Origin of the sequence: Leptolyngbya sp. NK1-12, from assembly GCF_032598965.1 — a bacterium.
GTDB lineage: Bacteria > Cyanobacteriota > Cyanobacteriia > Elainellales > Elainellaceae > Elainella.
On sequence record NZ_CP053586.1, the window covers coordinates 2,572,951 to 2,586,944 of the forward strand.

Annotated in this window: 12 protein-coding genes; 7 read left to right on the forward strand and 5 right to left on the reverse strand. The window is 52.4% G+C overall.

The window, feature by feature from the left end; all coding sequences use genetic code 11:
• The first annotated feature begins 265 nt into the window (after positions 1-265).
• Positions 266-1,171, forward strand: a complete 906-nt coding sequence (locus HJG54_RS10805; protein WP_316434905.1) for an alpha/beta fold hydrolase — start codon at positions 266-268, stop codon at positions 1,169-1,171.
• 604 nt (positions 1,172-1,775) lie between these two features.
• Here HJG54_RS10805 and HJG54_RS10810 read toward each other — a convergent pair.
• Positions 1,776-2,843: a 3-deoxy-7-phosphoheptulonate synthase gene (locus tag HJG54_RS10810; RefSeq protein WP_036004590.1), complete on the reverse strand. Its 1,068-nt coding sequence runs from the start codon at positions 2,841-2,843 to the stop codon at positions 1,776-1,778.
• A 355-nt stretch (positions 2,844-3,198) separates the two neighbouring features.
• Here HJG54_RS10810 and HJG54_RS10815 point away from each other — a divergent pair, with 355 nt between their 5' ends.
• Positions 3,199-4,182: a S1C family serine protease gene (locus tag HJG54_RS10815; RefSeq protein WP_316434906.1), complete on the forward strand. Its 984-nt coding sequence runs from the start codon at positions 3,199-3,201 to the stop codon at positions 4,180-4,182.
• 24 nt (positions 4,183-4,206) lie between these two features.
• Entirely contained in the window at positions 4,207-4,824 is a 618-nt protein-coding gene (locus tag HJG54_RS10820) for a response regulator transcription factor (RefSeq protein WP_316434907.1), read from the forward strand.
• A gap of 103 nt (positions 4,825-4,927) precedes the next feature.
• On the opposite strand, the gene HJG54_RS10825 is transcribed toward HJG54_RS10820, so the two are convergent.
• Positions 4,928-6,232 carry a glycosyltransferase gene (locus HJG54_RS10825; protein ID WP_316434908.1) on the reverse strand — a complete coding sequence of 435 codons (1,305 nt, stop codon included), beginning with the start codon at positions 6,230-6,232 and terminating at the stop codon, positions 4,928-4,930.
• 147 nt (positions 6,233-6,379) lie between these two features.
• Here HJG54_RS10825 and HJG54_RS10830 point away from each other — a divergent pair, with 147 nt between their 5' ends.
• Positions 6,380-7,630 carry a UvrD-helicase domain-containing protein gene (locus HJG54_RS10830; RefSeq protein WP_316434910.1) on the forward strand — a complete coding sequence of 417 codons (1,251 nt, stop codon included), beginning with the start codon at positions 6,380-6,382 and terminating at the stop codon, positions 7,628-7,630.
• A gap of 219 nt (positions 7,631-7,849) precedes the next feature.
• On the forward strand, positions 7,850-8,329 hold the full coding sequence (locus HJG54_RS10835) for a hypothetical protein (RefSeq protein WP_316434911.1): 480 nt from the start codon (positions 7,850-7,852) through the stop codon (positions 8,327-8,329).
• Positions 8,330-8,557: 228 nt separating this feature from the next.
• Here the strand turns inward: HJG54_RS10835 and fumC are convergent, their stop codons facing one another.
• The 3 genes from fumC to HJG54_RS10850 form a co-directional block, all read right to left on the reverse strand.
• Complete coding sequence (gene fumC, locus HJG54_RS10840; RefSeq protein WP_316434914.1) at positions 8,558-9,958, reverse strand: class II fumarate hydratase; 1,401 nt, start codon at positions 9,956-9,958, stop codon at positions 8,558-8,560.
• A 98-nt stretch (positions 9,959-10,056) separates the two neighbouring features.
• Positions 10,057-10,560 carry a methyltransferase family protein gene (locus HJG54_RS10845; protein WP_316434915.1) on the reverse strand — a complete coding sequence of 168 codons (504 nt, stop codon included), beginning with the start codon at positions 10,558-10,560 and terminating at the stop codon, positions 10,057-10,059.
• Positions 10,561-10,682: 122 nt separating this feature from the next.
• Positions 10,683-11,282, reverse strand: coding sequence for a Uma2 family endonuclease (locus HJG54_RS10850; RefSeq protein ID WP_316434916.1), 600 nt, complete (start codon positions 11,280-11,282; stop codon positions 10,683-10,685).
• A gap of 189 nt (positions 11,283-11,471) precedes the next feature.
• Here HJG54_RS10850 and HJG54_RS10855 point away from each other — a divergent pair, with 189 nt between their 5' ends.
• Both HJG54_RS10855 and HJG54_RS10860 read left to right on the forward strand, forming a co-directional pair.
• The gene (locus HJG54_RS10855; RefSeq protein WP_316434919.1) at positions 11,472-12,683 is read left to right on the forward strand and encodes an AI-2E family transporter; all 1,212 of its coding nucleotides are present in this window, start codon (positions 11,472-11,474) and stop codon (positions 12,681-12,683) included.
• 139 nt (positions 12,684-12,822) lie between these two features.
• Positions 12,823-13,989: an HlyD family efflux transporter periplasmic adaptor subunit gene (locus HJG54_RS10860; protein WP_316434920.1), complete on the forward strand. Its 1,167-nt coding sequence runs from the start codon at positions 12,823-12,825 to the stop codon at positions 13,987-13,989.
• Positions 13,990-13,994: the final 5 nt, after the last annotated feature.

Consider the following 13,994-nt stretch of genomic DNA (forward strand, 5'->3'; position numbering starts at 1 on the left):
CGCCGAACGAGGGGAGTGGGGGGTGGGGAGTGGTTCCGTTGCGCTTCAGTCGAGACGCTCAGTCGAGTGATAGTAGCTGCCTTCTGTGGGATGTTTTGTAGATTGACGTTGCCTCAGTGCAGTGCTGCTGTTGCAGTGTTGCTGTAGACAGGAGCAATTGGTGGAAAGGTTGGGTAAATATGGTTCAGGATTGATTGGAGAGCCGTAAAAAGCGCCATAATAGACAGTTGCGTCTACCCTGTTCCTTCGTTTGCTAGCACGAGTCATGCCATTTAATCCCACTCCCATTCTTGGTGGAACTGTTCGTGAGTTCTACTGGAACTGGAAGAAAAAGCCAGTCACGGTTGTCTACGAAGTGTTGGGCGAGGGCCAGCCCATTTTGTTACTGCCAGCCTTTAGCAGTGTATCCACGCGGGGTGAGATGCGGGGCTTAGCAGAACGGCTGGCCCAGCGGTTTCAGGTTTATGTCGTGGATTGGGTTGGGTTTGGGCAATCGTCGCGTCCGGGATTTCGCTATGGTCCGGCTCTCTACCACGCTTTTTTGAAGGACTTTGTTCGCGGTGTGTTTCATCAGCCTGTGGTGGTGATTGCGGCAGGTCATGCGGCGGGATATGTGATGCAGTTGGCTCCATCTTCCGTCTGGTCGTGGATTGTCTTAGTGGCCCCAACTTGGCGGGGGCCGTTACCGACCGCAATGGGAGAACACCGCTGGTTCTACAACCTGTTGCGATTCCTGATTCGCCTGCCGCTGATCGGGCAATTGCTCTACTGGCTCAACACCACGCCTGCGTTTTTGGGCTGGATGTATCGGCGGCATGTATTTGCGGATCCGGCCCATCTCACGAAAGCTTTGCTCGACGAGAAATGGCGGACGACGCAACAGCGGGGAGCACGGTTTGCCTCAGCCGCGTTTGTAACCGGAGGACTCGACCCGGTGCGCAGCCGCAGCCAGTTTTTCGATTATTTTCAGCCGCCCCTACCGGCTCCGGTGATGATGGTGATTGGCGAACAGACGCCGGTAAAGTCTTTGGCAGAGATGGAAATTCTGGCCCATTTCTCTGGGGTTGGAATTCAAATTCTGCGGTTGCCGGGATCGCTGGGTTTACATGAAGAGTATGCTGACCAGCTTGCGGATGGGATTTTACCGTTTTTGAATAAATATTTGTCTTGAGTAACGAGTCATTTTAAAAATAAAACAACGCGAAGTTTAGCAGTCTCCGCGTCATCATGTAATAATTGTCACTAGGATATATCAGCGTATTAACAGTTTTAGTTCGGGAAGCGTTCTTCGGGACGGTACGTTCTAATCCAGCATCTTTCCAAGTGCTCAAGCTGATAGCGTCGCCAGAATCGTTTCGGATTAAGAATTAACGGATTTTGGGAGTTGAAGACGGGCTGGTTGAGGAATTTCCAGAGGGGAAACCGGATTTTCAGGTTGTTGTCGTTATCGGCCATGATCAGTGACAGTTAGAACTATAAGTGCGAGAAGCCAAATTGGAATAAGCTAGAGAGCACCCTAGCCGCTGTAACCTTGACGCTTCTAAGTACCAGTCTTCCCAGATAGTTGGGCAATCTCCGCACTGGTAAGCCGAAGTTTGTCAAGATTTGTTGGTTTTGATAAGTTTCGATAATGAAGCTAAACTTGCCTGGAACTGCTGAGGCTACACAACAAAAAACGGCGGTGACTGTCGCCAAAACGATTCCGCCGTTGAATTAATCGGTATACTGAGTTTTTAATAATACAGTTTGCTTGCTGTATAAAATTGCTAATTGGATCAGTACGGTTGCAGACAATTAGATTTGAGTGCTTTGGCGAGGGAATACAGCATATCGGTGGTGGTCGCAAAGTCTACGCAGCCATCGGTGATGCTTTGTCCATGGGTGAGCGGCTGGCTGCAATCTTTGGGAATGGGCTGCTTACCTGCAACCAGGTGACTTTCGATCATCACGCCCATAATATGGCGCGAGCCATTCGTAATCTGCTCAGCAATGTTTTGTAGAACTAGGGGCTGCTGCCGATAGTCTTTGTTGGAGTTGTCGTGGCTGCAATCGATCATCACTCGCGGATTCAGGTTGAGATTGGCTAACTGACCGGCGGCGTGCTGCACATGGCTAGCGTCGTAGTTGGGTCCTTGCTTACCGCCCCGCAGTACCAAATGGCCGTCCGGGTTGCCGGTGGTGGTGACAATGCTGGCTAAACCGTCTAGGTTAATCCCCAAAAAGCGATGGGGCTGACTGGCGGCGAGCATGGCGTTGGCAGCAGCGAGTAGGCTACCGTCGGTATTGTTTTTGAAGCCGATGGGCATCGATAGGCCAGACGCCATCTCCCGATGGGTTTGACTCTCAGTGGTGCGGGCACCAATGGCCGTCCAGGAGATCACATCCGCGATGTATTGAGGGATGATCGGGTCGAGCAGTTCGGTGGCGGCGGGGAGACCCAGGTGGGCCAAGTCAAGCAGCAGCTTGCGGGCTAACCGTAACCCCTTATTGATGTCGTAGCTACCGTTTAGGTTGGGATCGTTGATTAATCCCTTCCAGCCGATGGTGGTACGGGGTTTCTCGAAGTAAACGCGCATCACTACTTCCAACTCGTCCTCCAACTCGCGCCGCAGCACAGCCAACTTTTCGCCATACTCATAGGCGGCATTGACATCGTGGATCGAGCAAGGGCCGACAATCACCAGCAGGCGACGGTCTTCGTTTTGCAGGATATTGCGAATTCGGTCTCGGGTAGAGGCAACCAGCGTAGCGGCAGTCTCGGTGATGGGTAGCTCGCCGTGGATGGTGGCTGGACTGCTGAGGGGACGGGTTTCAACGACGTGGAGGTCAGAGGTTTTCGGCATGGTTCGTTCAGGATAGAAGCGGTGGAGCTACGAACGGTTCTGAATCGAGAAGATGCGACAAACGGTTAATCCAGAACACTTTGGTAAAATTGTTAGCCCAGAACATTCTACCCAACTTGGGGGCGCATCCTCAGGCTAACTTCTGAAGAGAAATAAAATTTTCCGGTTTCCCTAATAGTTCCATTCACTCGACCTAGCCGTTTTTCCAGGTGAGCTGCTGCCCGTTTCTCCGATGTGGAAAGCCCCAGCCGTTTTGCATCCTGAAGGTAATGCAGCGGTGCAGGTCTGATTTCAGTTTTCTTTGCAGTTTTTTCTTGCAGTTTTTTCTTGCAGTTCCCTTGGAGTGACTTTTACCATGACTTCTGCTTCTCCCCAACCGGAAAATTTAGTTTCTGTACTTTCAACCCAACTCGCGGATGCTGTTGAACAGACTGGGCCAGCCATTGTATCGGTGAATGCCAGCCATCGCTGTGGTGCGAGTGGCCTCTACTGGCAGCCCGGAATTGTGGTGACGGTGGATCATGCGATCCGCCAAGAGGACGAAATCCCGATTATCCTGGCGGACGGAACTAGTGTATCGGCTACCTTAGTAGGACGGGATAGCAGCACGGATCTGGCCGTATTGCGGCTCACCGAACTGGATTTGCCGACGCCTAGCTTGAGTGATTTGTCCCTGCGGGTGGGCCAGTTGGTGCTGGCGGTTGGACGAACCGGGGATGGCAGCCTCAGCGCTAGCATGGGTATGATCGAGCGGCTGGGCGGCAGTTGGCGCAGTTGGCAAGGCGGCCAGATTGACCAGTTGATTCGTCCGTCATTGTTGGCCTCATGGGGGCTGTCTGGCAGTGCGTTGTTAGATGCTCAGGGGCAGGTGATTGGCCTCAACACCAGCGGGCCGCGCCAGATGACGATCACGATTCCAGTCGCCACGATTCAGCGAGTGGTAGCCCAGCTTCTGCAAACCGGGCGGATTGCCCGTGGCTATTTGGGCGTAGGCATGCAGCCGGTTCCGATTCCCGACCGTTTGGTGGAAAGCCTCGGTCTCTCCTACTCCGAAGGCGTGATGCTCCTGAGCGTTGAACCCGATAGTCCTGCGGATCAGGCTGGTTTGCTAATTGGCGATGTGCTGATTGCCCTCGATGCCCAACCGATTACAGACGTAAGCGATGTGCGGATGATGCTGACCGCCGATCGAGTGGGTCAGAGCTTGACGGCAAGAGTGATTCGGGCTGGAGCCATTGTGGAACTAGCTGTCACCGTCGGTGAACGCCAATCCGAGGGGGGTGGCGAAGAACCAGGCCGGGAACGTCGCAGAGGGCGGGGGCGGGGCCGCAGACGCTAGGCCAACCATTGACCGGATGTAACTATGATTCGAGTATTTATCGTGGCGGACTCTGCCATTGTCCAGGCTGGGTTAGCAGCAATTGTTCGCACCGAACGGGTAGAGGTGGTGGGCTGTGCTGCTCAGGTGAACGAGTTGCAAATCGAGCAGCTCGCGGTGGAGGTGGTGCTAATTTCTACCGAACTGAGTGCAGAAACCCTGGATGCTACTCTACCCCTACTGGATGTAGAGCCACCGATTCCGGCCATTCTCTGGTTGGTCGATCCGTTGCAGGCTGCTTGGATTGCTGAGGCCGAACGGCTAGGAGTTGCCGGACTGTTACCCCAGGATGCCAGCGCTAGGGAAATTGTCGCGGCGATTGAAGCGGCAGCTGCAGGATTGGTGGTTTTGCATCCAGAGATTGCTTCCCAACTGCGTCATCCCACTCCGACGGTTGCCCTTACTCAATCCTTAACCCAACGCGAAATCGAAATTTTGCGGATGCTAGCGGAAGGCATGGCCAACAAAACCATTGCGCGTCAGCTCTATATTTCTGAACACACGGTTAAGTTTCACATCAGCTCTATTTTTGCTAAATTAGGCGTCTCCAGCCGCACTGAGGCTGTAACCATCGGCATTCGTCAGGGGTTGATTTTGCTGTAGGGATTGGTATGGGAGCGACTTAGAACAATGACTAGAACGATGTATACAACCGCATCGCATATTCAATTCGCGATTTGTCTTTTACTGTAACTATCGATAACCGTTACACCGTTCGCAAAATCGGTTGCTTGGTGTCTGCCAACTGTTCCAATAACTCAACTGCTCGGTTTGGGGCATCGGAACGCCGGATCTCGGCTTGTATGGCTGCGGCGTTGGCCTTGTAGTGTGGCTCGTTCAGCAGTTTTTGGACAGCGGCTTTGATTTGCTCAGGGGTAGGCGTTTTTGTTTTTAAATCCAGCCCCACTCCCGACCAGGCTACGCGAGCACTGACTTCTGCTTTGTCCTCAGTTTTGCCCGCCGTTACTAGGGGAATGCCGTGAGCGAGGGCCATCTGCACGCCGTTGTAGCCGCCGTTGGTGATCATCACATCTACATAGGGGAGCAGATGATAGTAGGGAATGAATGACTCAATACGGGCATTGGCTGGGATTGGGTCCAATTTCAGCGCATCCGCCGGTTTGCCGCCGGTCGTTGCCACAACTAGAACTGGTTCTGACGCCAGAGCCTGTAGGGTTGGCACAATCAAATCCTCTGCCTCGGTCGCGACGGTGCCTTGGGTGACATGAACAACCGGCTGCTCGGTTTGCAGATCGGCCCACCAAATCGGGGGTGTAAACTCAGATGGCGGGTCAGGCAAAAAGGGACCAATGAAGTGGATTTGAGCGGGTAAATCATGGCGGGGGTATTCGAACAATGGCACTGTTCCCACCAAATATAAAAATGGCGATACGACATCGAAAAAACTTTGATCGGTCGGAGGTAGACCCAAACTGGCGCGGATGCTATTGGTGTAGGTCAACACATCTCGAAGCAATACCTGTTGAAACAGCCAATGCAAACTGGTGTTCCGCAGTTGACCGAGCCACGAAGCACTGGGCGGTAATCCTAACCCAAACGGTGCCGTGTCGCGGCTACTGATTGCCAACGCCGAAATGCCAAATTGCGCCCAAGGGAGGCCGGTTTGCTCATGCACCCAAGCTGCGCCTAGAAAGAAGGAATCCGAGATAAGAACATCGGCAGGAAACGCTGGCAATAGCGCCCTGTAGTCCTGGACATGCCCAGCCGCAGCATCGATGAAGAAATGCTTCAGATCAAACTTGAGCTGTGCCACGCCACGCCGCGAATTTCGCTGTTCGATCCAGGCAGTGGGTACATTGGCGGCAATCGAGTAGTCGAGGGCGTTGACCATCGGCACAAATTTAGCTCCGGTAGCCTCCACCGTCGGCTGAAACAATTGGCCGGTATACCACCAAACTTCGTGACCCCGTTCTACTAATCTAAGAGCAATCGGCACGGCTGGACCGACATGCCCCACCACCGGGATGGTCCCAATCAGAAAGCGAGCCATAGGCGTGATCTAACGTTTTCACTAAACTATCACAGCCGTGAAATATCAGGCTTGATTTGTTTTGCTTGATGTGCAAGACAGACGTTAGCAGCGGCAAGTTTACGGGCATTCTGCACAGAAAATAGCATCGAGTATGGAGTACTGAATATGCAATGGATCGATTTTCAGCAAACGCGAGAGCGGCGGCTGGGTCAAGCACAGCTAGATGAGGAGCAGAATCGGGCCAAGAATTTTGGCATTGTTGGTCATGCGTTAGTGCGGGGTGTGGCAGGAGCAGGGAAATCGTTAGTGTTGAGGAATCGGGTTGAGCAAATTGTTGAGCAAAAGCTGTCCTCGGTGCTGGTGCTCTCCTACAATCGCTTTATGCGCGGCTGGCTGCAAGCGAAGCTCTATGAGAAACAAATCAACGTTGAGTGTGATACGTTTCATGCCTGGGCGTGGCGTCATCTAGGTTATAGCTATGAGTATGATAAAGATATCGAAAAACGACAAAATCTGATTGACTTGGCAGAACAAAGTAAGCTGAAGTATGAAGCAATTTTGGTCGATGAAGCGCAGGATTTTTACGATGAATGGTTTCAAGTCTTGCTAAAGGTGTTGGATCAAACCACCAATTCTCTGTTTTTTGTTTATGACAATACGCAGTCGGTTTACGGTCAGGCGCACCGCAGAAAATCAGGCTGGAGCTGGCGTAACCTCGGCATTGATGTGGTGGGTCGTTCCCAGATCTTTGACTTAAACTACCGCAATGCCCCAGAAATCTTAGAAGTGGCCTGGAAATTTATTTATCCTGCGCTAGAAAAAGCAGGCATGAAAGTAGATAGGAAAGAGAACAGTCCGTCGATCGATAAGCTGATTGAGCCGAAGAAAAAGCCATCCCGTAGTTCCGGTGTTCAGCCCTTGCTCCTGCACCTGCCCTATGCTGAGATGGCAACGGAAATCGCGAAGCAGGTGAAGCTAGCACTAGACAGCTATGCCGATTCCTCGATTGGAATTTTGCTGCATCCGACCGAGCCGAAGATGAAAGTGCTGAAGACTGCACTCAGTCAAGAGTTACGGCGTCTGAGTGTGCCTCACCATGCGCCAATGCAGTCAGGGGAACGGTTTGGCAATGTAGTGGATAGGTCATTGGTGGTTGTCGATTCCTGGAATGCGTTGAAGGGCGTTGAGTTTGACGCGGTAGTGATTGTTGGAATTGATGCGATTTCTGAAAAAACCGAGCAAACTGAGAAATCTGAATCTAGAGATGATCAGGATTTTGAAGCGAAAGCAGGTTTGTATACAGCGATGACCAGAGCTAGGGATCATCTCGTCATGCTGTATGAAACCAAAACTTCGGTGGTCGAGCAAGTGGAGATGGCAATTCGTGCTCCGAATCAACTGATGAGTGGGGAGTAGTAATAGAGTCAGGAGTCAGTTGGGTTTGTAGAGAGGGGAACGGTATTAGTCTGCTAAACCTGTCTAGACAGAATGCAGGAAGGGAACCAGATTGGCCGCAACTCAAATTGAAATGTAACGAAAGCTCAAAAAAGTTAACGAATTGGGTATAGAAGATTACGCTTGCTCATCGTATTCTCATTACCAAAGACAGCAGTGATTTAGACAAGAAGCGCGTTTATGATTAGTCCTCATCTTGAAGCAGAGCGGGAAAACTTGCTGACTCGAATTGATGCCATCCGCAACGCGGGTCCGATTGCGCCGCCTAAGGTTTGCATTGCTCCCGATTTTATTAATCCCAAGTGCTGGATTCTCAACTGTACCAATCTGCCCATGCGAGAGCGCCAGTTGGGGCGGGCAGGCAGTGCCAAATATATGGACTGGATGGCTCGCATCCAGCGCCGCGATCAGCTGCATGAACTCGAACAGCAGCTCGCCTTAGTGCAAACGCTAATTGAGCGGCAGGCAAAAGCCGATGATTTGTTTATCGACATTATGCCTGTGGTTGCTGTTGGTGATGCGGTTGAGTTTGCCGGAAAGCCCTATCGGGTGCATCAGATCGGCAGCAGCTATGTGCAGCTCAAAAGTAACGACGGCGATGGAGCAATTATTCGCTGTCAGCTCGACCAGATCCGGTTACTTGAAAAAGCGACGGTTTGACCTAGTGTCCAATCTCTGAAGCAGAATGGGCAAAAAACTATCAACAAAAGATAAAAGCGGCCAGTCTAATATCAAGTCGGATGGAACAACCACACTATCGTAAGGGCGAAGCATTTGCGACATGAATCCAAGGCATAGCTACAGAGTTTCTGACGCAAATGCTTTGCCCTTACTAGACTTAGGCGAGAAGCCCCGTGCTGTACCTGAAAGGTCAGCGTCGGGAGTATGTCACAATCCCAGCATATTTTCTGGACGCACGAACTGATCAAATTCTTCGCCGGTTAAAAATTCCAACTCGATGCAGGCTTCCCGCAGGGTTTTGTTTTCAGCATGGGCTTTTTTGGCAACCTTGGCGGCGCGGTCGTACCCAATATGGGGATTCAGAGCCGTCACTAGCATCAATGAATTAGAGAGGAAATGTTGAATTTGAGAGAGATTGGGCTGGATATCAATGACTAAGTACTGTGTGAACGCTGTACAAGCATCAGTCAGTAAACGAATGGAATGGAGTAAATTATGAATCATCACTGGCTTGAAGACATTTAGCTCAAAATTACCCTGACTGGCGGCTATGCCAATTGCGGCATCGTTGCCCATCACCTGCACACACACCATCGTCATCGCTTCGGATTGGGTGGGATTTACCTTTCCTGGCATGATCGACGAACCCGGCTCGTTTTCTGGCAGCAGCAGTTCGCCCAAGCCGCAGCGCGGTCCCGATCCCATCCAGCGGATGTCATTGGCGATTTTCATCAGCGAAGCTGCCAGGGTTTTGAGGGCACCGCTAGTCATGCAGATGGCGTCGTGGGCCGCCAAGGCCGCAAATTTGTTCTCTGCTGAAACAAAAGGTAATCCGGTTGCCGCCGCAATTTCGGCCGCCACGCGCACCGCGAATTCCGGATGGGTGTTGAGGCCGGTTCCGACCGCAGTGCCACCAATCGCCAGCTCGTACAGATCGGGCAGAGTTGCCTGAATCCGGACCAAGTCCTTGTCTAACTGCGAGACATAGCCGGAAAATTCCTGGCCCAGCGTCAAGGGAACGGCATCCATGAGATGGGTGCGGCCAATTTTGATGATTTCTCTAAAAGCGATAGCTTTATCATTCAGAGCATTACGCAGTGTAGTTAAAGCAGGCAACAACTGATATGTGACTTCCTCAACTGCCGCAATATGCATTGCGGTTGGGAACGTGTCATTAGAGGATTGGGACATATTGACGTGATCGTTGGGATGAATCGGCTCTTTGCTGCCCATTTCTCCACCCGCTAACTCAATGGCTCGGTTGGCGATCACCTCATTGGCGTTCATATTGGTCTGGGTACCGCTGCCGGTTTGCCAAATCCGCAGGGGAAAATGGTCATTGAGTTGGCCCGCAATCACCTCGTCAGCGGCCTGGATAATCAATTCAGCTTTGGCGGCTGGCAGTTTGCCCAAATCGCGGTTTACGAGAGCGGCGGCTTTTTTGAGAATCCCGATCGCCCGGATCAACTCCGGCGGCATCTGGTCATTGCCAATCGCGAAATATTTGAGCGAACGTTGGGTTTGGGCACCCCAATAGCGGTCAGCCGGTACTTCGATTGCGCCCATGCTGTCGGTTTCAGTGCGGGTGGCTTTGATCCCTGTCGCCATGCTCTTGTCTCCAGTTTGTCTGCTGATAAATTCTCATCGTAAATTAACTTGTAGTTTTACCTTTCGTAAAGTAGTTGCTGCAGGCAGAACCTTCAAGGCTAATAGACCCAGGGAATCAGCTTTTTCACCCGCTGCCGATACTCCGAGTAGTCTGGGTATTTCTGGCTCAGCCAGCTTTCTTCCTGATTAGCTTTGAAGTTGAAGAAAACAAACAGCAGCAGCATCGCCACAAAATGGGAGAGACTGAGTTGCCCAATCGCATAGGCTTTAGCTGCTAAGGTGACACCACTGTATAACGGATGGCGAACAACACTGTAGATGCCAGTTTGAACGAGTTCTCCCTCTGGTTTGGGATAGGGCAACGGCGTTAGATTTTTGCCTAAATCTACCAACCCCTTGCCGATCAAAACCAGCGCCAATAGGAATAGGACACCGGCTAAGGCCCACACGCCATAGAGCAACGGTGGTTCAATTCTTAGCCAAGCGGGGCGGTACACCGGCAGCAGCACATAGCCAAGCATGAGGATGGCCTGTACCAGTACCCAATATTCCCCTCGCTCGCCTTTCCAGCTTGCGGAATTAAAGCCTGTTATCTGTTTCATAGTGACCTGCCTTTCTAGTCGGACTATTTCCCGAGCCATATCCATTTTGCCGCGGGATTGCAGCGCTGTTGACTGCAACATTTTGGCGCTCAGCTTGATCAGCAGGCATTGTAGCCAAGCGACTAACAGTCTGGATTTAGCACCTGTTCGGCAGTCAAGGTTAGATCAGGAAATAACGGTGAGATGATGCGATTGCCACCTCGAAACACGCCCACTTCTCTATAAAGACCATTTTGAGATGCCAATACCGTAATTACCTGTAGGATTGGGTGTTGTTCAATCAGCCAGTATTCTAAAACTCCTAATTCCTGGTACTGTTCGCGCTTACGTTCGTAGTCGCGTTGTTCATTCGCGTTACCTGAGCTAACAACTTCGGCAATCAGCACAGGCGGCGGCATATCTCTGGTAATAGTAAGGCGGCGGCGCGTCAAGGCCAGATGCTCAGGGCGCAGAATCACCAGATCGGGAATGCGAGTTCTGGGGTCACTGTCCTGCAAAACGGGTACTTCTACCTCACAGCTATGGGTGACAATTAGCCGAGCTGAGACCAGATTTGCGTTCGCCAATTGCAAAAATAAACAGCGGCAAATCCAGTTATTTGGTTCCGATTCTGGTGGCAAGGCTCGCAATTCCCCATTCACATACTCAAATCGCCCCTCTGGTAGGCTGTCTGGTTCCAGGCTGAGGTAGTCCTCAAAGGTAATTTTTAGGGCATGAGTCATAGCGCTGCACAAAGACAAAGGAAGGCTTCACCGTCATGCATCCAGTCTAGTACCGAATTCTAGTCTGGAATCTGCGATTCGCAATCCCAACCGATCGGAGGATGCGACAGAATGACAAATTGTTCACAGTAAAGCCAATAGACTGGGTGCATTGTACTGACCGTTGGTCACAACAGCGGGAGTCGGCTTGTGAAACTGGGACGGTGGATTGGCTTGTTGGTGCTGCTCGTCGCCCTTTATTTAGTGTGGCGGATTCGGCAAGTGCTGCTGCTGATTTTTACCGCCATGATCCTGACAATTCCGTTGAACCGACTAGTCAAGCGCTGGCAACAACTGGGAATGCAGCGAGGAATTGCTAACCTGCTGGCTTTCCTGACTTTACTGACGTTCCTGCTATTGTTTGGCGGTTTGATTGTACCGCCGCTTGTAGAGCAGGGGCAGCACCTGATTCAACTCGTGGGTTTGGCGTTAGAGCGATTGCTGGTTTGGCTGCTTCAGCTCCAGTCCCAATTGCCAGAAGCGTGGCGTCCTGTATCGGCCAACAGTTTGACTCAGCAAGCCCAGCTTCTGCTTGGCTGGATCGTGAATCATTTCTTTGCCCTGTTTTCCGATCTGCTGACGCTGCTGCTGCATGGACTGTTGGTGCTGGTGCTGACCGTGATGCTACTAGCCAATCCAGCAGCCTATCGGCGTGGTGCAATTCGTCTGGTTCCGGCGTTTTATCGCAAGCGAGTGGATACCCTGCTGGCTGAATGCGAGAACCGGCTAGCTGTCTGGATGCAGATCACGCTCTGGGAAATGCTGGCGGTAGGATTAGCAACAGCGGTGGTCCTAGGCTTACTGCGGGTGCCTCTAGTGCTTCCCAATGCGGCCATCGCTGGTTTTTTGGAAATCATGCCCCATTTAGGAGTGTTTTTAAGTCTGATTCCTCCGGTCGCGGCAGCTTGGCTCAGTTCTCCGGAAAAGGCGATTGCCGTTGTGGTGCTCTATTTAGTGATTCAGGTCGGCAAATATCAGCTTCTGCATCCCTTCCTGCATCGCCAATTTCTATCTGACAACGTCACTTCTCATTCCAGGCATCGCAGCTTCTCTCCAGCTCCCCTGACAGCTACTCGAGAAGAAAGCCTAGGGCAAAAAAACATAGACCGACCTGCTCAGCGACCGGGGGCACTTCTCCCAGCCCTGCTGCTGCTGGCTCAACTCAGCCTTGCCTTTTTCTGCGGCTTGACGGGGCTGCTGCTGGCCGTACCGCTTGTGATTGTGACTCAGGTTTGGGTGCGGGCAGTGCTGACGGATCACTCAAAGGGACGGCAAATGGACCGAGATCTAGAAACCAGAGAGTGCACCACAAACGGGGACGAGTTCAACAGCCTAGCTGGCAGCAAATCTAAACAGATCTGAATCGGTCGAGTCTAGATTGTCTAGATTGTCGAATCTGGATAAGGCGAAATTGTCGAATTGGCAGCAGATAGTAGAGGATAGAAATTAGAAAATCATTAAAAAAGATTAAGCGTGGTTGTAGAAACAAGGCAACAGGAATATGGCACTGGGTAAAGGCACCAAGCTTCGACAAGGATGGCTAGTAGCGGCGATTGCTGGATTGATTGCGCTGGGTGTGACCGGTTTTGGGTTGGTCAGACTGCTAGGAGAGCGAACAGCTCAGGCTCCGGTCGAGGAAGCAGCCCCTGTACCGCAGCGGGTTGAGGTTGTGGCCTTAGGGCGATTGGAACCGCAGGGAGAGGTGATTCGCATTGGGGGGCCGTTGAACGAGCGCATCCAGCGCTTGCTGGTGAAACAGGGCGATCTGGTCAAGGCCGGCGACGTGCTGGCCTATCTGGAGAGTCACGACGAACGCAAAGCCGAACGAGACTACGCCGCCACCCAGGTTGCCGAAGCCGAGCAGCGACTGCGAGCCACTACCGCCTATGGGCAAACCCAGATCCAGGAAGCTCAAACCCGCGTCCAGCAGGCCCAACTGCCCGGTGCTGCCGAAATTGAGGCCCAGCAAGCCAGAATCCGCGAGCTAGAAGCCACTCTAGACCTAGCCAATCAAGACCTAGCGCGACTCCAATCCCTCTATGACCAAGGAGCCATCTCCCGGCAGGAACTCGACCAGCAGCTCACCGAAGTGCGGCAAGCCCAAGAACAGCTCAACAATGCCCAAGCCAGCCTCAGCCGCATCGAAGCCCGCTGGCGCACCGAAATCCAAAACGCCCAAGCCCAACTGCGCTCCCAGCAGGCAAACTTACCGCTGTCCCAAGCCCAAGTTGCCGTCGAATCGGCCCAGCGTAACCTCCAGCTCGCCCAGGCTAAACTCGACCGCACAATTATCCGCGCTCCCAGAGATGGCCGCGTCCTCAAAATCATCACGCAGGCCGGCGAAGCGATTGGCGAAACCGGCATCCTCGATTTAGGCGATACCCGTCAGATGTACGCCGTCGCCGAAGTTTACGAAACCGATGTCAACCTCGTCAAAGTCGGCCAACCCGCCACCATCACCAGCCGCAACGGTGCCTTCGACCAACCCCTGACTGGCACCGTCTCCGACATCGGCTGGCAAATCTTCAAAAACAACGTCCTAGACGACGACCCCGCCGCCAACGCCGATGCCCGCGTCGTCGAAGTCAAAATCCGCCTCGACAACAGCCAACCCGTCGAAGCCCTCACCAACCTACAAGTCGATGTCCGCATCAACGTCGAAAACTAACTCCT